The organism is Synechococcus sp. PCC 7502 (assembly GCF_000317085.1).
In the GTDB taxonomy this organism is placed as follows: domain Bacteria; phylum Cyanobacteriota; class Cyanobacteriia; order Pseudanabaenales; family Pseudanabaenaceae; genus PCC-7502.
Genome location: NC_019702.1, coordinates 2,807,242 through 2,832,855 on the forward strand (window position 1 = coordinate 2,807,242; position 25,614 = coordinate 2,832,855).

The following is a 25,614-nucleotide window of genomic DNA, read 5'->3' on the forward strand; positions in this document are numbered from 1 at the left end:
CTGTCTATATCTTTTTCTAACGCTTCAAAAGAAATATGCAAAGACAAATCTGTGGATTACTTTTGGGATGGCTCCTAACCGCTTCTGGGGCTAATGCCCAAACTGTTGAAAGGATGACATTCTTAGACGGAAGACAACGAACGTATCTAGTCCATGTACCACCGCAAGCAGCATTTGGGAAACGATTGCCTTTAGTGTTGGTATTCCACGGTGGGGGTGGAGACGCTAAAGGTATGGAACACCTCACTCATTTCAGCGATCTTGCCGATCGTAAAGGTTTTTATGTGGTTTATCCAAATGGTGTTAATCGGCACTGGCAGGATGGTCGTGATTTTTATAAAAACGGGGTAAATGATATTGCCTTTGTCAATCAGATATTGGCAGAAGTAAGCAAATCTTACAGCTTGGACGATCGCTACATTTTTGCCACGGGAATTTCTAATGGTGGTATTTTTTCCCATTATGTTGGTGCCATGCTTTCTGATCGAATTGCAGCGATCGCTCCTGTAGTCGGAGGTATTAGCGAGCCTCTTGCAAAGCAATTTGCGCCATCTTCGCCTATATCCGTTTTCATTTTACAAGGAACGGAAGATCCTCTGGTTCTCTATGAAGGGGAAATGTTGCAAAAACCAGAGGTAGAATTATCAGCACTGAGGCAACAATTAAGCTTTGGGTGCATCATAACAAGACCGATCGATTGCCAAAAACCACTCTATTGCCTGATGTAGCAAATGATGGTTGTCGCATCTGGGAATCGGTTTGGAATAATGGCAGTAACGGAACCTCTATAAAGCTATACCGTGTGGTAGGTGGAGGACATGCTTGGTTTGGTGGTCGTCAGTATCTCCCCGTTAGATTGATTGGCAGAACTTGTCATGATTTTGATGCCACCTCTGTGATTTGGGATTTTTTTCAAACCCACCCTAAGTCCAAGAAATAGCTAACGTGAGTTCGGGTTAAAGATCGCTCTCTAATGCAAGTCTGTTATTAATCAATAGTTTTTAACCCCTAGTCCCCAACTTTGGGGGAACAAAATTAGTAGAACTCTTTTCAAAGTCCCCATTTATTGGGGGATTTAGGGGGCTAATTGATTACTGTTTGCTAGGATTAGCCTCACGTATGAGTTTCAAATTTTTCTTATCCCGAACTCACGTTAGCTAGATAGTTTCACATCCCAAATGTTTTTAGCCCAAGCTATCATCCATCCAACCGCATGACTGACAATCATAATGAATGATCTTTACGTTCTGGGGGTAACTTCCGCCACAATTCGGGCAAACACCTGTAAAAAATGGATGGGTATTCAAAATTTCCCACTGTTGCGATCGCTCTAAAGTCGGCTCAAAATCTACTGGATAAATAATTGGCATTCTGTATAGCTGCTCATCAATGAATGTAAAACCTATTGGACTCAACAATTCTTGAACCTCTGGGTCTAATAAAAAGTCTGGACAGCGATTACCTTCTACTCCTGATGGATGAATAGCACAAACTAGATAGTTACTATGGGCATTGAATTTACAGCGATCGCACTGGGGAATTTTCTTCATTGATTTGAAATCTTTCTTAGATTCAATAGTCCAACCCTTATCAGCATAACTGTTACATTCTTTTCAGAAGGGGTTTTTAATGGGTCAGTTAAATTAAAGTCATCGACATAAACGTAATATGGAATTTTAATGAGATCGGATAGCCTAGGAGTTCCTTATGAAATTAAAAAAGTTTTTGCCATCATTATTTCGACCTACGTTTTTGAAAATCTTAACAATAGTTTTCCTAATATCACTTAGTTTAATGACCTCTTGGAGCTTTGCTAATGTTATCCAGAACGATACATCCTTCAACACCCCTACCCTGCAAAAAGTAATTGCCAGTTCCCATCGTTCCATAGAAAATCGTGCCCGTGATCATGATCGTCATCCCCTTGAAACGCTAGAATTTTTTGGCGTAAGCTCTAATCAAACAGTAGTTGAGCTATGGAGCGGAGGAGGATGGTATACGGAAATTCTCGCTCCTTTTTTGCGCGATCGCGGAAAGCTTATAGTCACTAATTTTGATCCAACTAAAAGCAAGCCCGCCAAAGCGTTTCAAGACAAATTGGCGGCTAGTCCTGACATTTTTGGCAAAGTGAAAGTTGTCACCATCGATCCACCCCAAAGACTCAATCTTGCCCCAGATAATTCCGTTGACGTGGTTCTCACATTTCGTAATATCCACAACTGGATTATTAGTGGTTATGCCGACAAAGTTTATACCGCAGCATTTCAGGCTCTGAAACCCAATGGTATTTTGGGAGTAGAAGAACATCGGGCAAAGCCAGGAACCAACTTACAAGAAAGTGCGAAGACGGGATATATCGACGAGAATGCCGTTATTGCCGAGATTGAGAAAGTAGGTTTTAAGTTCATTAGCAAGTCAGAAATTAATGCTAACCCCAAAGATACGAAAGACTATCCTGACGGAGTTTGGACTCTTCCACCTACATTAAGACTAGGAGAAAAAGATAAAGATCGCTATTTAGCCATTGGTGAAAGCGATCGCATGACCTTGAAATTTATTAAACCCTCCTACAATTAACTTGGATACTTTATCAATTGAGAGACGCTAAAAAATTTGTGATTTTCCGAACCATTTTGAGTGGAAAAGCAACACTACTGGATCGATAGACTTTTTAGATTTTCACGATCACTTCACAATAATACCTACAGCCAGTAAGTTGAATTTCTCAGTTTCTTAGGCTTTAACCAGCGATCGCATCCAATAAAGCAAAAGCCTTTTCCACAGACATTTCTAGCTCTGGCTGATGGTTAAGCATTCTCTGGGTAATTTTATTAACTACCAACTGATTAGTCCGCTCCAGAATACCTTGGTCAACTAATCTATTAGCGATCGCTTCCCCTAGAACATTAGGTAAATCTTCATAGCGATCAAGTGTATTAGCTGCTGGCTCTGACTTAACTTGAGTCTCGTGCAGTTTGATTTTAGCCTCGCTTTGAGTTGGTAAATTTGTCCTGAGTGCGATCGCCTTCTCAGTTTTTACCCACTCTACTAACTTTTTTAGTCCAGCTTCAGTCCAGCGAGTAGCATTTCCGTCCTTTTTCCAATCAACACCTTCAATTAGTTGACTAGCATTTTCAGACTTTATCCGCCTGATATTGCCTTCATCACAGCCTAGAAGCTCTGCTAGTTCAGCATTTGAATATTCTATAGGTAGTTGGATCGTTTCCATGCTAACGCTCACTGTTATCAATTTATGCTGATTATGTTAGCAGAACTGTTAGAAATGCCAAGGTATCGCAGATTAGACTAACACTCTCTGTTAGCTTAGTTTTCTGGGGGATGCCAACCAGCTTGTACCCAATAACTCCGAACCTCTAAAGCATCGAGATCATTGTCAAGCCTCAATGCTTTTACCGTAGCTCTTCCCGTTGCCGTCTTACCAACAATACGAATACCGTCCTCTGACCAAGCAAAATGCTCAGACCAATCTTGGGTACGAGGGTTAAATAGTGCTACCACTTCATCTGTCACTGGATCGATCGCCTCAATCTTTCCCGCTTTATGACTATTGCAAATTGGGCAAGCTAACCATAAATTCGATTCTTCATTACTACCACCTTTAGAAATTGGGATGATATGTTCAATTTCCAGACGTGCCATAACCAGTTTCTGAGGGCTAAGGCAATACCCACAGCGATGCTTAGCGATATTACGAATGTTTCGATCAAGCTCAACAGAGATATACGGACGACTCATGAAGCAACATTCAATGGAGGCATTAAGCCCCGTTTTACCGCAATATGGATAGCTTTTGCCTTTTGTACCGAGCCACGACGATAAACCTGCATTAATTCATTTAGTTTGCTAATTTCCTGTGGGTTAAGTTGACCTTCATTATGCCGAGACTGTAGATCGCTAAATATTATTTGCTGCTCCTCATTCATTTGTAGATCACAAAGAGCAAGTACTTGGTCATCGGGTAAAGAGTCAACTGGAATTTCATTAATAGTGCGATCAATCCATTCAATCAGCATTTCTTCAATACCTTTGTGATTGAGCATAGCGATTTCCTTAACCTTTTTTACCAAGGGTTCGGGTAACTCTAGGGTAATGGATTCAGACATATCGCCTCCAGCATCGCAAAATATACTTACAGTATAAAAGTATCTAATCCCATACTATCTGTTACTCTTTCTAAAATCCCAAGGAAACTGATAATTTCCACCATCCCAGACCCCGACTTTATTAGCTTTAGCTCTATCTTCAGCTTGCCTAATTTGTTCACGATGCGGGCAACCTTGGGAGTATTGCTTGTACTCATAGGCGTAACCTTGCCTGACTACCTCGGCATTAATGAAAGTATTACCTAGAAATAATTCTGCTACTGTTCGCCCATAGCGATCGCTACCCGTTCGACTTACCTCTACCTTGCCACCCTTGAGAAGCTGCTTCACTAAATCGGTTGCCTCCTTGCCGTATGGCTGCGCTGGTTTATTTCCATGCTTAATTTCGGGGGCATCAACACCGCAGAATCTCACTCTCTCGATAGTTCCACTGCAACTTACTTTGATCGTGTCTCCATCATTTACCTTGATGACATCACACGTTCTAGGGGTAGCTTGCACAGGAATAGCCAAGATTACCAATGCGATACTCAATGACAATGGGATAAATGCCAAATATTTCATAAAAAAACCCTAGTATAGACTAGGGCATAAATTGCTAACTAATTGAGATTACAGACCAAATTGCTGGGATGCTTCGTATGCCACGCCATTTGAGCAAAGAGGTGGGAATGAATCAGTAGTAGGCACAAAGTACAAGACATCATTTACTCTAAATCCAGCAGCAGGAGAGACTGGGAAAGTACTTGATGGTCTTAACGTCAAGGTTCCGCAAGCATCAGTGGTAATCTGTCTGGTTCTTGGGGTAATTACACCAACTTCAGCAGCATAGTTAGGTGTTTGTCCTACCAATACAACTTGACCTCTAGGGGTCTTGAAATTGGCTGTAGCAGGAATGTCTAATAAACCATTTACACAACGAGGTATGGCACGAGTTTCTAGGGTATTAGGGTCAATAGTCGATCCACCAAGAACCACATAGCTAACTGTTTGATTACTAGAAGCAGGAGCAACGGTAATTAAGCCACATTGGTTAGCTAGTATGCGTCTGGTGACAGTTCCATCATTTAGCTGGACATTGTACTGAGTGCTTGGACTTAGACCAGAAACGTATGCCCTATTGGATGAGTCTTTAGTTACGGTAATTTCAGCATTAGCAGCAAGCGGGGCGATCGCTGAGAGTAGAGCCAAACTTAGAATTAGTTGATTTTTCATGGTTTTAGATAAGTAGATAAGTATGTCAGTAACTAGTTAATTAACCACCAGCACCTTGGGGAATAAACTTGGGCAAGTAGAGAACATTTTGCTCACCAACCCTACGGCAGATAGGAGCAGCTTCGATATTTAGACCGATCACAGGTTGACCAACACCATTAACCCTGACTTGGTTGCCAATAGTAAAACTAGATGAGTTTGCGACTCTAACTACACCACAGGCATTAGTAGTAAATTGTCTGGTTCTTTTCCCAGTTACTACTACGTCAATGGCTAAGTTTGGAGTTTGAGCAACTAAAACTACAGTGTTGGTTGTAGTTCGGAAGTTTCCCGTTGGGTTAATATCCAAAACTCCATTAGTACAAGTAGGAATAGTCCCAACTTCCAATGAACTTGGATCAACTGTCGCCCCACCTTGAGGGGTAATGGAGGTTGGTAATTCAGTTGCAGCCAAGGGGCGCACAACCAGCAAGCCACACTCATTAGCCAATACTCTGCGAGTGACAGGAGTATCTCCAAACTCAATCGTTAGTGGAGCTTTTGGAATACCAGTGCGGACATAGACCCTACCATCAGTATCTCTAGTCACCGTTTCAGCTATTGCAGACTGGCAAGTGATTCCTGACAGTACAACCAAACTTAGAATTATTTGATTTTTCATCTTTTTACTTAGTTAGTTGAGATTAGGTAACACCTTGCTGACCCGAATTGGTTTTAGGCAAGTACAAAATATTTTGTTCACCAACCCTGCGGCAGATAGGTGGAGCTTCGGTACTCAGTCCATTAACTAGCGTATCTGAACCACCTTGAACCTTCAAAACACCGCCTATATTGAAACTAGCTGAATTTACAACTCTGGCAACTCCACAGGCATTAGTAGTAAATTCTCTAGTTCTTTTACCAGTGATCGATACATCAATCGCTAAGTTAGGCTGTGCACCAACAATAACCACACTATTATTTGTAGTTCGGAAGCTTCCCGTTGGAGTGATACTAAGGACTCCATTAGTACAAGTTGGGATAGCAGAAACTGGCAGTGAGTCAGGTAAAATCGATGGACTACCAGATGGCACAATAAGCTGTGGTAATTCAGTTGCAGTCAGTGGACGCACAATCAACAAACCACATTCATTAGCCAATACTCGCCGAGTTACTGGACTGCTATTAAAATCTATGCTTACTGGAGTTCTTGGAGTTCCAGTCCTTACATAGACTCTGCCATCTGGGTCTTTAGTTATCGTTTCAGCTATTGCAGATAGTGGAGCGATCGCCCCGAATATAGCTAGAGAAGAGAGAATTAAATTGAAAGCTTTCATTTTTCCTTTCCTAGAATTAATATTAGTTCTAAGAAAGATCACCAATCTTAATATAAAGCCTCTATGACTAAATCACAGAGGTTTTTTTATCTATCCTTTCCCCTAGAACGTGCGATACCTATGCAATTACCAAATTGTCCTAAATGTGGGATTAATGAATTAAAAGTAGAGACACCAGATAATCACGGGGTAATTGCTGACTTTTCCTACTGGCAATGTCAGGCTTGCGGATGGTTTTCACCGATTTATTATTATCCACATGAACAGCCAGAACTTGAAGATTAACCTTCATCCCCTAGAACAATTCTTTTAATCTTGGCAGCTTGCGATCTCATGGCAGACTTTTGGCGAGTTACATCTAGTCTGGTCCGATCGAGTCCATTCTGAAGGGCAATAAAACTATTAGTATCACCCTCGCCCAAGCGGTAAGCTACTTCTATTAACTTAAAACGACTAGCTTCACGGTTAGCGATCGCCTCGGCAATATCAGCAGCTACTTTAACTTGATCGAACTGGATCAGACTTTGAATAACAGAATCCTCTATCCTTGCTTTGACATCTAGCTTAGCCTTTTCGATTTCAGCTATCCGTAATTGCAAAGTGGCATTATTCTGAGCAGCAGTCTGGTCTTGTCTGGCATTACCTCCAAGATTAGTAATTACGCTACTAAGAGTGGTACCAAGTCCTAATACTGTATTTGGCACTGCTAGGAATGGGACGAAAGGCTGTAACTGCGTAAAGATGTTACCTTGGGCTGCTTGGGCAATGGACTTAACATTAGCTTCATTCTGTTGGATTTGTTGATCTAGTGCTTTTAGTGTTGGGCTATTAGCGATCGCTCTCTCGGTCAAAAGTTTTATACAAGCGGCTGATGAGTCAAGGCATGGTAAATCAGCTTTCAGCAATTCAAACTCACCTTGCTTATCCATTTTATCTGCTAATTCTCGTGGGGTAGATATATCTGGATCACTCTCTGTATCTGGATTCGCACCATCATTTACCTTGATACCTTGCGGGATTTTACCAGTGGGCTGCAGTTTGCCAGGCGTAATTAATTTACCCGTTCTAGGGGTAGTAATTACTGGCTTAACTGAATTAGGTCTACTTACATTAGGAGCAGTTGGTGTACCGGGGGCTTTCCCCGTGGGGGTAGTAGCAGCTTCATCAACATCCTTACCATCGTCATAGCCTTGGTCTGTGTCGTCACTTTTTGGGGCTGGTTTTTGTTGGGCGATCGCTGCCTGAGTTAATTGCAAGCACGAGATCATACTGAAGCTTATTGTCAGACTGACCAGCAAGTTTAATCCTTTTAACGACTGCATTATATGGACTCCTAACTGTAGTAAGTGTTTTTAACTGGGTTTCAACCTCTGCCATCTTGCCGTTGAGGGTAGCAATTTGGAATGTACGCTCTTGCTCTTGTTTTTGGTATTCGGCAAGCGATCGCTGATATTGAGCCGCTATCTGATTTTGGTCTTGCTCAAACTTGGCAATAGTTTCAGAATAACGATATTCATCGTATGCCCTGCGGTCTTTAGCAGCTTGGTACTTACCCTCGGCAAGCTCTTGATCGGACTTAGCCTTATCTAAATCTGCTTGATATTCAATTAGTTTTTGCTGCTCATGGATTAGTACCGCTTGGGGTAAATCTCGCTCGTCAAAAGTTCCCAGTACATCGATCTTGCGCTGCTGAAGCTTTACTTTTTCCTCGGCTGCTTTGACCTTGAGGATTTGATTATTAATCGTAGCGATCTCTTCGGCATAGGTGATGCTAGGTAGTTTGATTGGTACTTTTACTGGCTTTGGTGCGAGTGGGGGAATAGAGGCAATATTCAGACGAGCGATTGAGTTAGTTAGTGCAACTTTCTGAACGGTCAATCTATCTCTTTCCTTGTCACGATCCGCTACTACCTGCTCCTTCTTCACCTCATCCCCTTGCTTTACCTTGAGGTCTTCGGGACTAGAAACATTTACAGTCAATTTTAATAATCTTGGGTCTGACGTTCTAGGGGTAACTATTTCTGGTTCGACTTCAACCACTGGCGGCGTAGATTCTTGGGCGATCGCTTTCTGCATATTGGCAACCGTGCTACCAATGCCGAAACCACTGGCAACAATCGGCAATATTACCCATGCTGTCGCCAACCATTTACCAATACGGCTTGGCTGATACCGTTTAGCTATCTCCTGTTGTTCAGGCAATTCAAACCCCAGAGCTAATAACTGTTGATTATTCATCACTACGCACCTTTACGATTACACGACCTTGAGAAATAAACTGATCACCTAGTACTGGCAATAAATCCGACTTACGAGCATTAACCAGTTTGATTTGACCACCGAAAATTGAGATTGGGGCATACCGTTCTACTAATAGCGGTGCCTTTGCCTCATTTAAGTCATCGACAATTAAAGAACCAGTGACATAGGCATTATTTTGCAGTTGGTTTAGCCAATCGACACCCAATATATTTTCTAGCTCTACCTCTTTAGAAGCGATCGCCACAGGATCACCAAGTCGAGTCTCAACGCTAACTGGTTTAATTTGACTGGAAGGATCATTACCGATCTGATACAGCCTACGCTTACTATCTTCGGCAATTACTGAGTTCAAACCTCCTGAGCTAATCACCTTAAACTCTTCATCTACAGCTTGATTCGTGATGACATGATTACCTTTAACCTTAATGAAAACTTGCTGAGTTGAGCCATACCGCTTAAACATCTCACTTGCTGTACCAGCATCTCTAAAGAAGCTTCTAGCAAAATTCTCCGTAACTCCGCCATTGCTGATTAGATTGCAACTGATTATTAGAATTGTGGTAGCGATCGCTAAAATCCAAAATTCAGCCGAGCTTCCTGCTCTGATCCGATTATTGGGATTCCCCGGTATTACCAATCTTTTCGTACTTGGATAAAAAGCACCCACACCAGCTTTAGTAAAAGTGTCGGCAAACCAGCCCATAAAAAAGCCTAAGTTAATAGCTGCCCACCATTGCCAATTTAGAAATACCAACATCGGAGCCGTGGCGATCGCTATGATTCCCGAAGCCATAAAACTATGACTAACTGACCTATGGGCATATTTAGTTTCGAGCCATGCTGCTAATGGATAAAATGCTCTGCCCGTAAATGATTTTGTCGTGTCAATGTCTGGAAGTTGTGAAGCTATAGCAGCTACCCCTAGAACAAGGGGATTAGCCGTACCGATTGCTAAAGAAGTTGTACAAGCAGCGATCGCCGCATGGGTGACACTCATCATAGTTTTTAGCCTTTACTACCTAACTTTGTGGATTTTTTATTAATCTGCATGAAGAAGACTCTGAGCGTAATTGCAAGCACCGTAAAGATTCCACCGATGATATACAAGCTCTTATCGCCCAGCCCCAGCCCAATAAAGCGCAGGATTGCCACCAGTGACACAGCAGCTATCAAGAATGGAGTGCCATCGACATATTCCGTATGATCACCCGCTTCCCCATCACCTAAGCCCAGAACCTCTTCCCGTACTGCCCTCTTAGCTAAGTAAGGATTACCCCCAGAACGTTCTTGAAGCTCTGCAAGTTTCGAGTTATCAACATTTACCCCAAGCTCCTGAGCTTCAGCAATCATCAGGCTTCTGAGTCTATCTGTTTGAATTGATTTCAACTCTGTGCGGGGCATCTTTAAAAAAATATCTCTCCTTGGGGGACGGGTAGCAAGCAGAAAAATTACACCGCCATCGGCGCAGATTTCTTCTAGCCAATATCTAAGGCTACTGGGGTATCGGTGGGCATTATCACAAATTAGGATCGGTCGTGGCTCAGTTAGTAAAACCTTTGCGATCGCATCCCGAAGTTGATCCGCAGTGAGTGGTATATCTTTCCCAACACTATTAACTCTGACAGTATCTACTCCAAGTTCCTCGGCAATAACTGTAAAAGTTTTCTTGGCACTGCCTCCGTAGTCAGCGATCGCTACGGTATATCCCCTAGAACGCAACTGATTCGCCACATTTTCGGCAAGGGTAGTCTTCCCCCCGCCATCATCCCCTAGAACAAGAATTGACTGCCCTTCTACTAGGGCTGATACTGCTCTTTGGGTGTCTTCGTGTCTCAGGTCTATATCCAGTTTGTGCATCTATACGTTTGCTAGACAGGGAATTAATAAGTCGGACGTGCGCTGGCTCATCCACTATCAGTCACCTTTAACCCTCTCTGAGTATATCCAAGAAGTTGGTAGAGCAGGCAGAGATCAGAAACCCGCCCAAGCTTTAATGCTGGTAAGTGAACCATCGGGTATTTTAGATTCAAGCGATCGCAATCGCCACGAATTTTTTTTACAAGAACAGCAGAAACTCCGCCGTAAAGCACAGATTATTATTCCCAAACTACCAACAAAGGGTAATTATGAAGAGGTAAGCAGAAAATTTGCTGATGCGGCGATCGCCCTTGGACTTCTTCACAGCCACGGCAAATTAATTTGGCATAATCCCTTTGAATATCAAATCCTCAACGCTAAATCGGAACTTCCTGATTATGACCGTACTGCCATCGATCAGATGCAGGCATATATTTCCACTAAAAGTTGTCGATGGTCTTTTCTAATGTCAGCATTTGGATTTAACCAAGAGGCAAAAGGATTAAGATGTGGAATCTGCGATCGCTGCCGATCATAACCTCACCAGAATCGTAGTAGTTTTTGCTACTCTGAGTTTTTATCTTTATACTTAAACCAGAAGTCGATCATCAAAATTTCTAATCATGCCTCCACTCAACATTTATCTAATTCGTCATGGAATTGCTGTTGATCGCCATGAAAATATTGATGATTTTGAGCGATCGCTTACGCCCGAAGGTACTAAGAAAGTCCATGATATTGCCCATAAATTACATAAGTTAGGGCTTAAATTTGATCTACTCCAAACTAGCCCCCTAATTCGAGCCAGACAAACCGCCGAAATTTTTGCCCAGACCTTTAATACCTCTTTAGAAATATCGGAACTTTTAGCTCCGGGTGACAACTTTAAAAATTGGCTACGTTGGCTACTTACTTGGCAAGAACAAGGACATACTTCCTTGGGCATAGTCGGACATGAACCAGACTTAAGTACATGGGCAGAGCTATTAGTATTTGGAGATGTACAAGGCTCGATAGTACTTAAAAAAGCTGGAATTATTGGCATCACTATTCCAGAGGCAGGTTTACCCATCGGTAATAGTCTTTTATTTTTATTACTACCACCTAAATTATTAAGCAATCATTAAGCTAGTTTGATTCTTTAATGTGATTCTAAAGAAAAATCCCAAACCTAGGACTAGGGCGAAAGATTGATCTATGGTTAAAGGTTAATTAAGACTATTTTTTTAACTTTTTTTAATCAAACCTATCCCATGACAAAAAATTACTACATAATCGGGGCTGGAGTTGCTGGAATTACCGCTGCCGAATATCTAAGACAAAATGATTCCTCCTGTCAAATTACCGTAATCAATGGTGAATCCTATCCTTTCTATCGCCGTTTATCCCTTTCTAGTTATTTGCAAAGACAGACTACCTTAGAAAGTTTGATCGTCAAAAAGCCCGAAGATTATCAAGACTTGAAAATCTTCGTCTTACAAGATCGAGTCACAGAATTAAAACCCACAGAAAAACTATTAATCATGGCAAGTGGAGCTACCTATGCTTACGATGGACTTATTATTGCCACGGGGGGTAGTGCTATTCGTCCGCCGATCGCTGGCATTGATCTAAAGGGAGTACGTCTTGGCTATTGGGACATTAAAGATACCCTTTGGTATGAGCAGCAAGCTAAAACTGTTAAAAATGCTGTGGTGATTGGGGGTGGGGTTTTAGGCTTAGAATTAGCGGATAGCTTTAATAAGTTAGGATTAAATGTCACGATTGTCCAATTAGGCAACTACTTAGGAGAACCCTTAACCGATCTAAAGGCGGGAAAAATTGTGGGCGATCGCGTCCGTGCCAGTGGGGCTAGTTATCGTCTAGGAGTATCAGCACAGGCTATTGTTGGCAATGATAACGGTGCCGTCAGGGCTGTAGTTACTAGTAAAGGAGAAGAAATTCCTGCGGATGTGGTGGGAGTCTGCATTGGTATCCGCCCAAATACACTTTGGTTAAAGGATTCTGGCATAGCCATAGAGCAAGGCTGTATTATTGTGGATGAATTTCTCAAAACAAATTTTGATCATACCTATGCGGCTGGAGATTGCACTCTGGTCAAATCAGCTAATTGGGTCGGCGATCGCCCTAATCGGACTTGGCAAGTTGCTACTAATCAAGGTATGGTTGCTGCTAATAATCTTGCTAATAGTCTATTAGAGGCAGAAAATTTAGAGGCAAAAAAAACCTATCAAGAAGGCTTATTCTACAATGCTGGGGTGATTTATGACCTGCCCTACACCATGCTGGGTAAATTTAATCCCGATCCTGATGATTCTAAGTATCAAACCTATACCTATGACACAGAGGGCGATCGCTTTGCTTACTTTAAGCTCACGGTATCCGATGGCAGATTGGTGGGAGCCATGTTAATAGGCAAACAAAGACGCACTAATATTCTGCGTAAAATTATTGAGGGTAATTATATTATTACTGGACATGAACTAGAACTTATGGATACTAAGTTTAAGCCCACAGGTTTACCTATAGCCGATATTGCGAGGGCTGGAGATGCGGATGTAGGGGCAAAACTTGCTGCCTATGCCAACTAAGCTTGTTGACTTTAATATTTAGCTGATCCCTAGCTGGTATATTGGGAAGTAACTTAGGAATAATCAACTTTTTAAAATCTAACCATGATCGATCGCTCTCAAGTTCAGCACATTGCCCGTTTAAGCAGATTACAATTAACTGAGACTGAAGAAATTGCTTTTACCACTCAGCTTGGGAATATTTTGACCTACTTTGAGCAGTTAAATGAACTAGATGATCTACTTGTTGGAGTAGAACCAACCACAAGAGCGATCGCCACAGTAAATATCACTCGTCCCGATGACTCTAAACCCTATCCCGATAAAGAGGCTTTGTTAAACTGTGCGCCCGATCGCGATGATGAATTTTTTAAAGTTCCCCAAATTATGGGTTAGTGACAATTAGCAAACCTTTACGTACGGGTAAAACCTTTATTAAATCGAAAAGGCGATCCTAAATCCACAGCGATCAAAGCGACTATCGGGAAAATAGCCATTCCGAAAAGCAGATCGACAATTACTAGGATTGGAGTTCCATGCTCCCCCCCGTAGCACACGACTGCGATTACCCGTACCACTACTATTAACTCCCTCCCAAGCACTGCCATCGATGGGGGCATTACGATAGTGATCATGAGCCTCATCTTGGCACCACTCCCACACATTACCGTGCATATCAAACAGTCCAAAGGCATTGGGAGGAAACACATTCACCTCAGTGGTTTGCATACGGTACTTACTTTTGGGTGAGTTAGCATAGCTGACCTGTCCATTAAAGTTAGCAAAATCAGCCGTAATCACTTCGCCAAAGTAAAAAGGTGTGATTGTCCCCGCTCTACAGGCATATTCCCATTCCGCCTCACTGGGCAGACGATAGGGTTTACCCGTTACTTCCGCTAGCTTATGACAAAAGTCCTGAGCATCATGCCAAGATACATTTTCTACGGGTAAGTTTGCTCCCTTAAAGCGAGATGGGTTATTGTCCATGACCATTTGCCACTGTGCCTGAGTCACTGGATACTTACCCAGAAAAAAGGTAGGGACATTCACTAGGTGCTGGGGAGTTTCATCCTTTGATTGTTCTTCCTCTGTAAGGGACGAACCCATGAGAAAGTTACCTTCGGGGATTTTAATCATCTCAATCAAGAGATCATCAACTGGGGCATCAATAAAATACTCAACTTGACAGGTACGCTTCTCAATCGTGATATTGCTATCAGTAAGAATTTTACGAGAGAGTAAATTTACTTGCTTATTGCTAGGGACTTTAAGTCTAACCGTTTCAAATTTGAATTTTTTAAGCTTGATCAAAAGGGACTTAGAACTTGGGATAGAGATCGCTTTAGAGCTATTTTTTTTGATAGTTTGTTGTCCACTATTTAAGTCTTTAATTACCTCTGTGGCGGAAGTATAGCGTTGTTTAACCGAAGCATGGATCATTTTATCTAAAACTTGGGCAAGGCGATCGCTAACTCCATCGGTGCGATGTCTCCAAACAAATCCTTCCGAAACATCAAATAAGTTATAGGGTTCCACCCCAGTCAAGAGGTAAATACAGGTTACACCTAGACTATAAATGTCACTGCTGAAGATAGCTTTACCCAAACTCTGCTCAGGGGAGGCATAACCAACGGTACCAATAGTAGTACCCACCTTAGCCAAACTGGTAGCCGTGGCAAACTTAGCCGCACCAAAATCAACTAATACAGGTTTACCATCAGACCTACGCCGAATAATATTATCGGGTTTAATATCACGGTGAATTACCTGAGCATCGTGCATAAACTGCAAAACTGGTAGCAGATCATTTAATAGTTTACGAATTTTGACTTCATCAAATACGCCTTCCTTGCTCAGTTCTTTCCCCAGATTATTGCCATTAACAAACTGTTGTACTAGATAAAGACGATTTTCCTGTTCTGTATAGGCATATAATTCGGGAATTTGCGAATGCTTACCCAAGTCATCCAGTCTGACCGCTTCTTGCTTAAATAACCGTCTTGCTTCATGGACAAACTCATTTTCGACGGGGAGAAATTGCTTAATTACACAGGGAGGACGAGAGGGCTTAGCTTCATCGATCGCTAAAAAGGTTCGACCAAATCCACCCCGCCCCAGTACTTTTAACGCCCGATAGCGATCATTAACAAGCAACTGCGAACCACAATTTTCACAAATCTTCAGTGTTTCTGGGTTCTGATGATTGCAGATGGGATTCAGGCAGTAGCTTATATTTCGCAAAGACAAGAGACTTATATTCCTTTTAATTCCTTAAACTTTCTTGGATTTCTTGAGATTTTTCCTTAGACTTTAGTGCGATCGGTAAAGATTTCATAGCCATCTTTAGTGACTAAAACCGTATGCTCAAACTGTGCCGAAAGTTTATGATCCACTGTGACTGCCGTCCACTTATCCGATAAAATTCTCACACGATTGGAGCCTTCATTAATAATTGGTTCGATCGCCAAGGTCATGCCCGCTCTCAATCTGACATTAGGTAAAGGATTTTTGCCCGTGATGGCACTGCGATTATTAAATACCGAGGGTTCCTCATGGAGATTTCTGCCCACCCCATGCCCTGTAAAGTCTTCAACTACGGTATAGCCATTGTTCCTTACATAATCATCCACAGCCCCCGCAATATCCAATAGATAATTACCTTCTTTAACCTGTTCAATGCCCTTATATAAAGCTGTTTCTGCCACTTGGACTAATCGGGCAATGCGATCGCTGACGGGGGGAACCATTAACGTAATGCAGGAATCTCCATGAAAGCCATTTTGAAAAGCACCCACATCTACCTTGACTAAATCTCCCGCCTTAATCACTTTTTTAGCATTGGGAATCCCGTGGACAACTTCATTGTTAACACTGACACACAAAGTGGCGGGAAATTTGTGATAGCCCTTAAAACTAGGAATAGCTCCCATTTCTCGCACCCGCTTTTCAGCATAGGTATCCAGATCAAGGGTAGTCATGCCGGGAGCAATAATTTGCGAAATTTCCTTCAACACCGTAGCCACGATGCGAGAGGACTCACGCATGATTTCAAGTTCACGTTTCGATTTGATTTCAATGCCTTTTGTTGCTTTTGTAACAACTTCAGCTTGGGGTTGAGATTTAGACTGCGATCGCAAGGTAGTAAGAATATTCATGAATTGACTTTACATTAATGAAAGCATAAAAGTTAATATAGTCTCTAGTCTAGCAATATAATCCACAGAGTAATTCCATAGAGGTCGTGTATGTCTGGTATTCCACCCCTTCCCCAATCTAGAGTGCCTTCCCCGTTAACTGGTCCCTTAACTGGTTCATTAACAGGAGCCGTACCACCACCTCTAAGTAGAGCATCGGATACCCAAATTCGCACTCCTGTAAGACCAGGTCCACCACCTCTGGTTGCCAATGCTCCTAATCGTAATACCCGTGGTGCGGGACAGCCTACCCTAGAACACTTAGTTAAGGATGCCTACGAGCAGGGATGTTCGGATTTACACCTAGGTGTTAATGAAAAAATTAGGTTTAGGTCTAGGGGGTTAATGGTAGTGCAAGAGAATTACCCTATACCAGACGAAGCCACTTTTTATTCATGGCTAGGGGAAGTGATGGATGAAAAGCAAATTCAAGGCTTTAAAGATACCTTTGAGTTTGATGGTGCGACCCAGTACGAGTTTGCCCGTTGTCGGATTAATGTGTTTGACACCTTAAAAGGTCCAGCCATGGTCATGCGGTTAATTCCATTGAAGATTTTGACCATAGACCAGTTAAATTTACCCGAAGTCTTCCGTGAACTTTGCTATACCCATAAGGGCTTAATCTTAGTTACAGGACCCACTGGTTCTGGTAAGTCCACAACCCTAGCGGCAATGGTGGATTTTATCAACTCGGAAATGCCTAAGCATTTAATCTCCATCGAAGATCCCATAGAATTTGTTCATCCCAGTAAAAAGGCTTTAATTAAGCAACGGGAAGTGGGAATCCATACCCATAAATTTGATAACGCCCTGAAGGCATCTTTACGGGAAGACCCAGATATTATCCTAATTGGGGAAATGCGCGATCGCGAAACTGTAAATACTGCCCTCAAAGCGGGACAAACGGGACACCTTGTATTTGGAACCTTGCACACCAATAGTGCAGTTAAAACAATCGAGCGGATTTTAAACCTCTACGAACCTGATCAACAGGCACCGATGCGGGATCAAATTGCCGAAACCCTAGTGGCTGTAATTGCCCAAACCTTAGTGCGGACTACTGATGGTAAGCGTGCCGCCGCCCATGAAATCATGATTAATACCGATGCCATTCGTGACTATATCAAACGGGGAGAAGTTGACGAAATTGAATCAATTATTCCTAAATCCAGCTTTGATGGTATGTGTTCGATGAACCAATCATTATTAAAACTGTATGAAGATGGTCGGATTACGGAAGAAACTGCCGTAGAAAATTCACCCAAACCGAACGAAATGGCGCAGTACCTTCGTGGTCGTGTCTAGGTAGCTTATAACCTGTGATTGCTCAACTTGCTGAAATCTATCTGCCCTTGGTGCTTTGGGTCTGTGTAGGGCTGGTATTTTTGCGCTCTGTTCCAGATTTCATTCCTAAGCTCATCGGGCGATCGCTTTACTGGATTGGGGTACCCCTTCAGGTGCTGGCGTTCATGCAAAAGTCAGAGATTAATATCAATCTGTGGGTTGTTCCCTTAATCGTAATTTTAAGCTTGGCAGGTGGTGCCACGGTAGCATGGTTTCTCAGCCGAGATTTTACCCAATCCGCAGAACGGGGAGATTTCTTATTAGCAGCTATTTTAGGAAATACGGGCTTTGTGGGTTTGGCAATTACTCCCAATCTCATTGCTAATAGTGCCTTAAGTTGGGTAGTACTATTTAGCCTTGCCCATAATATTATTGGTAGTTATGGAATCGGGGTGGCGATCGCTTCTTATTATGGCGAACATAGTATTAAAGTTAATTGGACTACTCACCTTAAATCCGTAATTACTACTCCCTCTCTATGGGCTTTTGGTTTAGGCTTATATTTGCAAATTAATCATATTGAACTTAATCAAACCCTTGGAATTTATTTGCAAGAGTCCATTACAGTAGTTGTGCCTTTAGCCCTTTTACTAGTGGGAATTAGACTTAAATCAATTAACAGTTGGGAGAGTCTGAGACATGCTATTCCAGCTACTGCAATTAAGCTCATATTACTGCCCCTAAGCGTAGGTGTGATCATGGGTATGATGGGAATTAGTGGCTCCGAACGTTTATCTATGGTTCTACAGGCGGGTATGCCCACTGCCTTAGCGGGAGTAATTCTGGCGGAAGAATATAACCTGCGCCGAGACACAATTATTTTAAGTATTGCCCTTAGCAGTATTGGCGTACTTTTGACTATTCCCCTGTGGTTGTGGCTATTTCAGCCTTAATAAATCAATATAAAAAATTAATAAACTACTCACTTTGTATTAATAGCTATATGATTGCCACATATATAAAGTAAGAAAACTAAAGTAAGAAGAAGCATAATGACGGCAACAGAAAAAACAATCTCATTCTATGGCAGAGAGATTAAGTTAAGAATTGGCTTGTTGGCACCACAGGCAGGTGGATCGGTATTAATACAATGCGGCGAGACTGCAGTTTTGGTTACAGCCACACGGGGAGAAGCAAGGGAAGGCATAGATTTTTTACCTCTAATGGTTGACTATGAGGAGAGACTATATGCAGCAGGCAGAATACCCGGTGGATTTCTAAGACGAGAAGGTCGTCCACCCGAAAAGGCAATCTTAATTTGTCGGTTGATTGATCGCCCCATGCGTCCTCTATTTCCTAACTGGATTCGGGATGATATTCAGATTGTAGCAACAACAATGGCATTAGATGAAAAGTCTCCACCTGATGTTTTGGCAGTAACTGCGGCTTCGATCGCTGCTTTAGTAGCTGGATTACCCTTTAATGGTCCGATGGCGGGCGTGAGAGTTGGTCTAGTGGGTGATGAATTTATTATCAATCCCACCTATGCAGAAGTGGAAGCAGGAGACCTCGACCTAGTGGTTGCAGGCACCCCTGAAGGCATCATTATGGTAGAAGCGGGAGCCAATCAACTGCCAGAACAGGACATGATCGAGGCGATCGAATTTGGGTATGAGGCGGTGCAAGAGCTAATCAAAGCACAGCAGATAATTATGGCAGAACTGGGTATTGCTCCAGTCGATTTAGTACCACCACCCGTAGATTTAACCCTACAAAGCTTTATTAATGAGCAAGTTGGCACCAAAATTCAACAGGTAGTCGCTAGTCTTGAAAAAAATCGCACCGTTAGAGATGCCGCCCTCGATCAAATTAAAAAAGAACTCAAAGCGGCGATCGCTAACCTCGAAGAAACTGATCCGATTAAGCTTGTAGCTACCGATAAAGTCGTGAGCAGCACTTTTAAAGAAATCACTAAAATTTATATGCGCCGACAGGTGATTGAAGACAGCATCAGAATTGATGGACGTAAACTAGATGAAGTTCGTCCCGTTTCTGCGGATACAGGTATTCTTCCCCGTGTGCATGGCAGTGGTTTATTTAATCGTGGTCTAACTCAGGTCTTATCCATTGCTACCTTGGGTTCTCCTTCCGATGCTCAAGAAATGGATGATCTGCATCCCGATGAGAAGAAAAGATACTTGCACCACTACAATATGCCTCCCTATTCTGTTGGTGAAGTTAAACCCATGAGATCCCCCGGCAGAAGAGAAATTGGGCATGGGGCTTTAGCTGAACGGGCAATTGTGCCTGTACTGCCACCCGCCCAAAAGTTCCCCTATGTGCTTAGAGTCGTATCCGAAGTTCTATCATCCAATGGTTCCACATCTATGGGTTCCGTTTGTGCTTCGACATTAGCTCTGATGGATGCAGGGGTGCCAATCACCAAACCCGTAAGTGGTGTTGCTATGGGATTAATTCAAGAGGGAGATCAGACTCGCATCTTAACGGATATACAGGGAATTGAGGATTTCTTGGGAGACATGGATTTTAAAGTCGCAGGCACCGATACTGGAATTACAGCCTTACAAATGGATATGAAAATCACTGGTATTGCCATGAGTACTATTCGGGATGCGATTATTCAAGCTAAAGCAGGAAGAATGCACATACTAGACAAAATGATGGAAGCGATTCCTACCTCAAGGCTAGAACTATCACCCTATGCGCCAAGGCTATTAACTTTGCAGATTAACCCCGATCAAATTGGACTAGTGATTGGACCTGGTGGTCGTAACATCAAAGGCATTACCGAAGAAACAGGGGCAAAGGTTGACATCCAAGATGATGGTACTGTAACCATTTCATCCACTAATGGTGATGGAGCTAAACGTGCCAAAATACTAATCGAGAGTATGACTCGTCGGGTCAGTGCAGGCGATGTCTATGTCGGCAAAGTCATGCGGATAATTCCCATTGGTGCCTTTGTCGAATTCTTGCCCGGCAAAGAAGGAATGGTACATATCTCGCAACTGGCAGAGGGACGAGTCGGGAAAGTTGAAGATGAAGTTGCGGTCGGCGATGAGGTCATTATCAAAATTCGTGAAGTTGACCAAAGGGGACGCTACAATCTAACTCGCTTAGGAATTCATCCTGATGAAGCTGCTGCTGCTAAAGCCGCTTTTGAGTCTGCTAATTAGTTACTTTTAACTTGACTTTAACTTGAGTTTATAGTAAAGGGGACAAAATTATCCCCTTACGTTTAAAATCGGCAGTTTTCGATGTACAGCTAACTAAATCGAATTATAGGTAATTGTAAACCCCATGCGATCGCCAATATTCGTAAAGAGGCAATTGTGATCAAACTACAACCAAATGCCCATGATCGCTGCATTACTAACGCCTGTAAAAGTTGATATAAAATGATAGCGATAAACACAAATGGATAATTATTAGGCTGTCCCTCTGCTCTCCCAAAACGCCCAGATATGGCGTCAGAAAAACTGGTAACAGAGATTTTAATAAGCCTTGTCGATGGCTCTAGCGTTAAGGTTGTCGGATTAGTAAAACTACCTAGTGAATAACTTTCTAACTCCGCTTTTTCACAGATAAAATCTTCAATAGCTGTTAATTTATCCTCTATCGCATTAAGGAAAGATGGCAAATCGGAAGTACTCCTAATCTGGGATTCATAGGTAGTGCATCAAAGTAAAGTAGAGTAGGTGGAAACATTATCCCAAGTCCACTTTCTATTGGTTAAATTAGCTCTCTGGGCAGCAGTTGTCTTTTTTCGAGAGTGAATCCATATCCAATTAAAAAATGTGACTAATAATCTGACTGCTATTTCATTCCACTCCCATAATACCAAATCGAAGAGTATAGGCTACAGATGGTATAAATATATAAACCGAGTTCAAAGAAAAAAATGGCAGGAGTATACAAATTAGAGATCAGCGAAAGTGAAGAAGAGCTAAAACATATGCTGAGAGTGCAAAAGACCGCATCAGATAAAGAAAGAATTCAGATGCTGTATCTGTTAAAAACAAAACAAGCAAGCACAATCCAGACAGCATCGACAATACTGGGACGGCATCGAGTTACATTGCAAGATTGGTTAGGGAATTATCGCAAAGGGGGAATAGTAGGACTAAACCTAGAACAGGGCGAAAACAGAGTATTCCACAATGGGCGCAGAAAGCATTGATAAAAAAGCTGGAAGAAGCAGAAGGCTTTGAAAGTTATGGGCAGATCTGCCAATGGTTAGAGAACCAATTAGGAATCAAATCAAACTATAAAACTGTGCATCATCTAGTCCGATATCGGCTGAAAGCCAGACCGAAAGTGACACGTCCAGTCAGCGCAGGAAAGTCAGAAGAGCAAGTAGAAGCATATAAAAAAACCTTGCCAGTATTATAAGCATGATTGCCTGGTTCGGCATTAATATAATCGGACTAAATGGCAAAGTGAGATTCTTTTGTCAAGATGAAACACGAATTGGGTTAAAGACAATTAGTGGAAGGAAGATCACAGCAAGAGGAGTCAAACCCAAAGGTAAAGTTCAGTGGCAGTTTAAGGCAACTTACCTCTATCGAATTGTAGAACCATCAACAGGGGAAAGCTTTTTCTATGAATTTACTCACCTTAATAGTGAATGCTTCCAAGTATTTCTGAACTTAGTAAGCGCATATTTTCAAGGTGACATCATCGTTATGCAAGTGGATCAAGCAGGAGCACACAGAGCAAAACGGTTAAAGATTCCTAAAAATATTATTTTGCTATTTCAGCCTGCCCATGCACCTGAGACTAATCCCATTGAAAGAGTGTGGCAGCATTTCAAATTAGGGTTGAGGTGGAAACTGCCAAAAGATCTTGACCAGTTGCGTGCATTAATGCGGGAAAGGTTAGAAGTTATGACTCAAGAGGTAATTGCTTCGATTGTTGGGTGGGATTATATTTTAGAGGCTTTATCTGTAGCTCGTATTTAAAGTTTGGTATAACAGGCTTCTCTTGGCGGACTCTTCGTAACTGGAGACTACAGGGTAATTTAAACGAAGGTATCCATTACAAGCGAATTAACAAGCGTAATGATGTTTACTATAACCATGAATTGTTGAATGACTACATTGCAAATATAGGCGACTCAAACGCACATCAAGTTGCTATCGATAACTATCTGCGATCGCTACCAAGCAATCAAAAACGTAAACGTAAAGTGTCTTAAGAATTAGTATAAAATTGGTATACCTAATTATTGACAATAGCAAGAGCTTTTAATATCAATCGTTTTAGATAGGTGATTCCTACCATCGCACCGCAGAGGTCAGGGGTTCGAGTCTCCTATTCTCCATATATTCAAAATTTCAATTTGTCTAGCCATTTAGGAACTTTAGCTACTTTGTTGTAGTGATCTAGCTCATAGGAGAGAGTTAGATTGTTTGTAGCGATTGTAGCGATGGATTGGATTTTGGATCCAAAAATATTGATTTTTAGGTTGTTGCTCTACAAACGTAAAACGTAAAAACACCACTGCCAGAACTTAAAGTGATTGTTAATCGAACAGGGTAAAGAAGTTCAGGGACAAACATTGGAGACTCCTGATAGTGGTTTGGTGGTCTATCTCACAGAATTTGGCTGGGTTAAGGTATTTTGTCAGGACTTCAAAAATAAAGCCCGATATTACATCCTCCACCTCAAAGATTTAGAATTACTCAAACAAGTCACTCGGCTAAAGTTCAAATAAATCAATGATAGACATTGGCAAATTGAATATTTCCACAAAGCTATCAAGCAGGTTTGTAATCATTTCTTTTGCTCCCACTATGCTTTACCAAGTTACAAAAAATGCGAATTGATGGCTTAATCACTAATTTGTATCAGATATCGAGGGACTTATTTATACCTGTCATTCGTCAATTTATCTTGGAAAATCTCACGCAATCTGTTTCAGTTTGACTTCATATCTCGCTATTTCTGTCAATGCGTAAGTCCTATAAACTTAAAACCTACTTAATTACCGCAAAGCTCGGAGCCACGTCAGATTTAGAGATGGTTGGTGCCCAAAATCCCTTAGCGTAGATATTACCTTTCGCTTGAGCAATTTGGGTATAGGCTTCCTTAATTTGAGTGTTAATTGCCATAGTCTTAACATCATAGAACTGGGTTGCTAACTTAGGATAAAAGCCTATGCCTAATACTGGTAAAAGAAAAACGAAAGCGATCGCTAATTCCCGTGGTTTAGCATCACTAAAAATTACTTCCGCAGGCAAGGAGCAATTGGTACCAAAACATACTGCTTCCTGTTCACCCATTCCCCTTTCTTTGTAGGCATCAATCACGCAAGCAGGAAATACGCCCGTATTGTAAAACAATTGTCTGAGCATCGATAGCAAATAAACTGGAGTTAATATCAAGCCCACTGAGGCTAAAATGACAGTACCAAACCTGAAGGGAGAGCTATAAACCTCGCTAGTTGCCAAACCAATAAAAATCGATAATTCACTGGCAAATCCGCTCATACCAGGTAAAGCCAAGGAAGCCATCACCCCTGCGGTAAATAAAGCAAATACTTTGGGCATAAGTTTACCAATTTCACCCATTTCTTCCAAAATTAGAGTGTGGGTGCGATCATAGGTAATACCTGCCAAGAAAAATAAAAGAGCGGCAATTAAACCGTGGGACAGCATTTGTAATAATGCCCCATTAATACCTAGGTCGGTAAATGCTGCTATTCCAATTAATACAAATCCCATGTGCGAAACTGAAGAATAAGCTAAGCGTCGCTTCATATTGGGCTGGGCAAAGGAATTTAATCCACCATAAATAATATTAACAACCCCAAGAATGGCAAGAATCGGCGCAAAGTAAACATGGGCATTGGGTAACATTTCCAAATTAAAGCGAATTAAGCCATATCCACCCATTTTTAACAGCACACCAGCCAAGATCATAGATATAGGAGCAGAAGCCTCGCCGTGGGCATCGGGTAGCCAAGTGTGCATTGGAAAGATCGCTAGTTTAACCCCAAAGGCAATTAGTAAGCCTGCATAGAGTAGGAGTTCGATGCCAAGAGGATAGTCCTTCATTCCCAGTTCCACCATATCGAAGGTGACGTTATTTCCATAAAAGGCCATACCCAAGGCTGCTAATAGGATAAATATTGAAGCTCCCGCCGTATATAGTAAAAACTTCGTAGCGGCATAACGACGATTTTGTCCACCCCAAATTGATATCAACAAATAAACTGGAACTAGCTCTAATTCCCACATAATGAAAAGTAGAAGAGCGTCTTGAGCCACAAATACGCCAACTTGGGCAGCATACAGCAGCAGAATTAAAAAGAAAAATAGTTTGGGCTTGCGATCTACTTGCCACGCCGATAGTATTGCCAAAGTTGTTACTAATCCAGCTAATAGGACTAAAGGCACAGAAAGACCATCTACAGAAAGCGACCAGTTTAAGCCAAGTTGTGGAACCCAAGCATACTTTTCAGCAAGTTGAAAGGTCGAATCATTTGGATTATAATTCTGCCAAAAGGCATAAACCATTAGTAAAAAGTCTGCGAGTCCAACCCCTACGGCATACCATCTCACAAACTTACTATACTTATCGGGAATTAAAGGGATGACCAACGCAGCAATAAGTGGTAAGAGGATGATTGTGGTCAGCCACGGAAATTGATTTGTAATCACAGCTATTTGCGCTCCATATTCAGCAACTTCTATTTTATTAAACTTTGTAAAGTATTTATAAAAAACTTTAACTAATCTTTAACATTTGCTGCTAATTTAAGATTTTC

General features: G+C 41.9%; 31 protein-coding genes and 1 pseudogene. 15 read left to right on the forward strand and 17 right to left on the reverse strand.

Translation table 11 applies throughout. From position 1 onward, the window contains the following. The first annotated feature begins 35 nt into the window (after nucleotides 1–35). Together SYN7502_RS18445 and SYN7502_RS13995 are read left to right on the forward strand one after the other, a co-directional pair. Nucleotides 36–728, forward strand: a complete 693-nt coding sequence (locus SYN7502_RS18445; protein ID WP_051023635.1) for a CE1 family esterase — start codon at nucleotides 36–38, stop codon at nucleotides 726–728. After that, the gene (locus SYN7502_RS13995; RefSeq protein WP_144050223.1) at nucleotides 698–940 is read left to right on the forward strand and encodes an alpha/beta hydrolase family protein; all 243 of its coding nucleotides are present in this window, start codon (nucleotides 698–700) and stop codon (nucleotides 938–940) included. The genes SYN7502_RS18445 and SYN7502_RS13995 overlap by 31 nt, the downstream gene beginning before the upstream one ends. A gap of 244 nt (nucleotides 941–1,184) precedes the next feature. Here the strand turns inward: SYN7502_RS13995 and SYN7502_RS14000 are convergent, their stop codons facing one another. Next, entirely contained in the window at nucleotides 1,185–1,550 is a 366-nt protein-coding gene (locus SYN7502_RS14000) for a DUF6464 family protein (protein WP_015169441.1), read from the reverse strand. A 244-nt stretch (nucleotides 1,551–1,794) separates the two neighbouring features. On the opposite strand from SYN7502_RS14000, the gene SYN7502_RS14005 reads away from it, so the two are divergent. Beyond that, nucleotides 1,795–2,577: a class I SAM-dependent methyltransferase gene (locus SYN7502_RS14005; RefSeq protein WP_246828923.1), complete on the forward strand. Its 783-nt coding sequence runs from the start codon at nucleotides 1,795–1,797 to the stop codon at nucleotides 2,575–2,577. 163 nt (nucleotides 2,578–2,740) lie between these two features. On the opposite strand, the gene SYN7502_RS14010 is transcribed toward SYN7502_RS14005, so the two are convergent. The 7 genes from SYN7502_RS14010 to SYN7502_RS14040 all read right to left on the reverse strand — a co-directional run bounded on the left by SYN7502_RS14010 (nucleotide 2,741) and on the right by SYN7502_RS14040 (nucleotide 6,655). Beyond that, nucleotides 2,741–3,229 (reverse strand): hypothetical protein, encoded by a 489-nt coding sequence (locus tag SYN7502_RS14010; protein WP_015169443.1) that lies wholly within the window; start codon nucleotides 3,227–3,229, stop codon nucleotides 2,741–2,743. Nucleotides 3,230–3,324: 95 nt separating this feature from the next. After that, nucleotides 3,325–3,756: an HNH endonuclease gene (locus SYN7502_RS14015; protein ID WP_015169444.1), complete on the reverse strand. Its 432-nt coding sequence runs from the start codon at nucleotides 3,754–3,756 to the stop codon at nucleotides 3,325–3,327. Next, the gene (locus tag SYN7502_RS14020; RefSeq protein ID WP_015169445.1) at nucleotides 3,753–4,124 is read right to left on the reverse strand and encodes a hypothetical protein; all 372 of its coding nucleotides are present in this window, start codon (nucleotides 4,122–4,124) and stop codon (nucleotides 3,753–3,755) included. The genes SYN7502_RS14015 and SYN7502_RS14020 overlap by 4 nt, the downstream gene beginning before the upstream one ends. Nucleotides 4,125–4,178: 54 nt before the next feature. Continuing rightward, the gene (locus SYN7502_RS14025; protein ID WP_015169446.1) at nucleotides 4,179–4,688 is read right to left on the reverse strand and encodes a thermonuclease family protein; all 510 of its coding nucleotides are present in this window, start codon (nucleotides 4,686–4,688) and stop codon (nucleotides 4,179–4,181) included. Nucleotides 4,689–4,736: 48 nt separating this feature from the next. Beyond that, a complete protein-coding gene (locus SYN7502_RS14030; RefSeq protein WP_015169447.1) occupies nucleotides 4,737–5,339 on the reverse strand; it encodes a hypothetical protein in 603 nt (200 codons plus the stop codon). Nucleotides 5,340–5,379: 40 nt separating this feature from the next. After that, complete coding sequence (locus SYN7502_RS14035; protein ID WP_015169448.1) at nucleotides 5,380–6,000, reverse strand: hypothetical protein; 621 nt, start codon at nucleotides 5,998–6,000, stop codon at nucleotides 5,380–5,382. 22 nt (nucleotides 6,001–6,022) lie between these two features. After that, nucleotides 6,023–6,655 carry a hypothetical protein gene (locus SYN7502_RS14040; RefSeq protein ID WP_015169449.1) on the reverse strand — a complete coding sequence of 211 codons (633 nt, stop codon included), beginning with the start codon at nucleotides 6,653–6,655 and terminating at the stop codon, nucleotides 6,023–6,025. A 63-nt stretch (nucleotides 6,656–6,718) separates the two neighbouring features. Here SYN7502_RS14040 and SYN7502_RS14045 point away from each other — a divergent pair, with 63 nt between their 5' ends. Beyond that, a complete protein-coding gene (locus SYN7502_RS14045) occupies nucleotides 6,719–6,940 on the forward strand; it encodes a hypothetical protein (protein WP_015169450.1) in 222 nt (73 codons plus the stop codon). On the opposite strand, the gene SYN7502_RS14050 is transcribed toward SYN7502_RS14045, so the two are convergent. The 4 genes from SYN7502_RS14050 to SYN7502_RS14065 are packed head-to-tail and all read right to left on the reverse strand — an operon-like array spanning nucleotide 6,937 to nucleotide 10,774. Then, nucleotides 6,937–7,923, reverse strand: a complete 987-nt coding sequence (locus SYN7502_RS14050) for a TolC family protein (protein ID WP_144050224.1) — start codon at nucleotides 7,921–7,923, stop codon at nucleotides 6,937–6,939. The two genes, SYN7502_RS14045 and SYN7502_RS14050, sit on opposite strands and share 4 nt — an antisense overlap. Next, complete coding sequence (locus tag SYN7502_RS14055) at nucleotides 7,859–8,893, reverse strand: HlyD family secretion protein (protein ID WP_015169452.1); 1,035 nt, start codon at nucleotides 8,891–8,893, stop codon at nucleotides 7,859–7,861. The genes SYN7502_RS14050 and SYN7502_RS14055 overlap by 65 nt, the downstream gene beginning before the upstream one ends. After that, the gene (locus SYN7502_RS14060) at nucleotides 8,886–9,917 is read right to left on the reverse strand and encodes a metal-dependent hydrolase (RefSeq protein WP_015169453.1); all 1,032 of its coding nucleotides are present in this window, start codon (nucleotides 9,915–9,917) and stop codon (nucleotides 8,886–8,888) included. Before SYN7502_RS14060 ends, SYN7502_RS14055 begins: the two co-directional genes overlap by 8 nt. 5 nt (nucleotides 9,918–9,922) lie before the next feature. Next, a complete protein-coding gene (locus SYN7502_RS14065; protein ID WP_015169454.1) occupies nucleotides 9,923–10,774 on the reverse strand; it encodes an AAA family ATPase in 852 nt (283 codons plus the stop codon). Between SYN7502_RS14065 and SYN7502_RS14070 the strand changes: the two genes are divergently transcribed. The 4 genes from SYN7502_RS14070 to gatC all read left to right on the forward strand — a co-directional run bounded on the left by SYN7502_RS14070 (nucleotide 10,737) and on the right by gatC (nucleotide 13,740). Beyond that, nucleotides 10,737–11,312, forward strand: a complete 576-nt coding sequence (locus SYN7502_RS14070) for a RecQ family zinc-binding domain-containing protein (RefSeq protein ID WP_256377862.1) — start codon at nucleotides 10,737–10,739, stop codon at nucleotides 11,310–11,312. The genes SYN7502_RS14065 and SYN7502_RS14070 overlap by 38 nt on opposite strands. An 85-nt stretch (nucleotides 11,313–11,397) precedes the next feature. Next, nucleotides 11,398–11,901 carry a phosphohistidine phosphatase SixA gene (sixA, locus tag SYN7502_RS14075; RefSeq protein ID WP_015169455.1) on the forward strand — a complete coding sequence of 168 codons (504 nt, stop codon included), beginning with the start codon at nucleotides 11,398–11,400 and terminating at the stop codon, nucleotides 11,899–11,901. Nucleotides 11,902–12,027: 126 nt separating this feature from the next. Further along, the gene (locus tag SYN7502_RS14080; protein ID WP_015169456.1) at nucleotides 12,028–13,365 is read left to right on the forward strand and encodes an NAD(P)/FAD-dependent oxidoreductase; all 1,338 of its coding nucleotides are present in this window, start codon (nucleotides 12,028–12,030) and stop codon (nucleotides 13,363–13,365) included. 84 nt (nucleotides 13,366–13,449) lie between these two features. Beyond that, on the forward strand, nucleotides 13,450–13,740 hold the full coding sequence (gatC, locus tag SYN7502_RS14085; RefSeq protein WP_015169457.1) for an Asp-tRNA(Asn)/Glu-tRNA(Gln) amidotransferase subunit GatC: 291 nt from the start codon (nucleotides 13,450–13,452) through the stop codon (nucleotides 13,738–13,740). Between the two features lie 39 nt (nucleotides 13,741–13,779). Here gatC and SYN7502_RS14090 read toward each other — a convergent pair whose 3' ends face one another. From SYN7502_RS14090 to map, 3 genes and pseudogenes are all read right to left on the reverse strand, one after another. Beyond that, nucleotides 13,780–15,498 (reverse strand): bifunctional serine/threonine-protein kinase/formylglycine-generating enzyme family protein, encoded by a 1,719-nt coding sequence (locus SYN7502_RS14090; RefSeq protein WP_051023637.1) that lies wholly within the window; start codon nucleotides 15,496–15,498, stop codon nucleotides 13,780–13,782. Nucleotides 15,499–15,504: 6 nt separating this feature from the next. Next, a pseudogene (locus SYN7502_RS21450) lies at nucleotides 15,505–15,591 on the reverse strand (4-Cys prefix domain-containing protein); the annotation flags it as partial. Between the two features lie 56 nt (nucleotides 15,592–15,647). After that, complete coding sequence (gene map, locus SYN7502_RS14095) at nucleotides 15,648–16,499, reverse strand: type I methionyl aminopeptidase (protein WP_015169459.1); 852 nt, start codon at nucleotides 16,497–16,499, stop codon at nucleotides 15,648–15,650. A gap of 90 nt (nucleotides 16,500–16,589) precedes the next feature. Between map and SYN7502_RS14100 the strand changes: the two genes are divergently transcribed. The 3 genes from SYN7502_RS14100 (at nucleotide 16,590) to SYN7502_RS14110 (ending at nucleotide 21,019) form a co-directional block, all read left to right on the forward strand. Beyond that, nucleotides 16,590–17,843: a type IV pilus twitching motility protein PilT gene (locus SYN7502_RS14100; RefSeq protein WP_015169460.1), complete on the forward strand. Its 1,254-nt coding sequence runs from the start codon at nucleotides 16,590–16,592 to the stop codon at nucleotides 17,841–17,843. 14 nt (nucleotides 17,844–17,857) lie between these two features. After that, nucleotides 17,858–18,775, forward strand: coding sequence for an AEC family transporter (locus SYN7502_RS14105; protein WP_015169461.1), 918 nt, complete (start codon nucleotides 17,858–17,860; stop codon nucleotides 18,773–18,775). A 99-nt stretch (nucleotides 18,776–18,874) separates the two neighbouring features. Then, nucleotides 18,875–21,019 (forward strand): polyribonucleotide nucleotidyltransferase, encoded by a 2,145-nt coding sequence (locus SYN7502_RS14110; protein ID WP_015169462.1) that lies wholly within the window; start codon nucleotides 18,875–18,877, stop codon nucleotides 21,017–21,019. Between the two features lie 89 nt (nucleotides 21,020–21,108). Here SYN7502_RS14110 and SYN7502_RS14115 read toward each other — a convergent pair whose 3' ends face one another. Next, nucleotides 21,109–21,483 (reverse strand): hypothetical protein, encoded by a 375-nt coding sequence (locus tag SYN7502_RS14115; protein WP_015169463.1) that lies wholly within the window; start codon nucleotides 21,481–21,483, stop codon nucleotides 21,109–21,111. Nucleotides 21,484–21,744: 261 nt separating this feature from the next. On the opposite strand from SYN7502_RS14115, the gene SYN7502_RS20710 reads away from it, so the two are divergent. The 4 genes from SYN7502_RS20710 (at nucleotide 21,745) to SYN7502_RS18450 (ending at nucleotide 23,559) form a co-directional block, all read left to right on the forward strand. Further along, entirely contained in the window at nucleotides 21,745–22,023 is a 279-nt protein-coding gene (locus SYN7502_RS20710; RefSeq protein ID WP_210391274.1) for a helix-turn-helix domain-containing protein, read from the forward strand. After that, the gene (locus tag SYN7502_RS20715; protein WP_210391275.1) at nucleotides 22,020–22,235 is read left to right on the forward strand and encodes a winged helix-turn-helix domain-containing protein; all 216 of its coding nucleotides are present in this window, start codon (nucleotides 22,020–22,022) and stop codon (nucleotides 22,233–22,235) included. The genes SYN7502_RS20710 and SYN7502_RS20715 overlap by 4 nt, the downstream gene beginning before the upstream one ends. Nucleotides 22,236–22,237: 2 nt before the next feature. Continuing rightward, a complete protein-coding gene (locus SYN7502_RS20720; protein WP_015167904.1) occupies nucleotides 22,238–22,804 on the forward strand; it encodes an IS630 family transposase in 567 nt (188 codons plus the stop codon). Between the two features lie 560 nt (nucleotides 22,805–23,364). Then, nucleotides 23,365–23,559, forward strand: coding sequence for a hypothetical protein (locus SYN7502_RS18450; RefSeq protein ID WP_051023638.1), 195 nt, complete (start codon nucleotides 23,365–23,367; stop codon nucleotides 23,557–23,559). A 262-nt stretch (nucleotides 23,560–23,821) separates the two neighbouring features. Here SYN7502_RS18450 and SYN7502_RS14135 read toward each other — a convergent pair whose 3' ends face one another. Next, nucleotides 23,822–25,507 (reverse strand): NAD(P)H-quinone oxidoreductase subunit 4, encoded by a 1,686-nt coding sequence (locus SYN7502_RS14135; RefSeq protein ID WP_015169465.1) that lies wholly within the window; start codon nucleotides 25,505–25,507, stop codon nucleotides 23,822–23,824. Nucleotides 25,508–25,614: the final 107 nt, after the last annotated feature.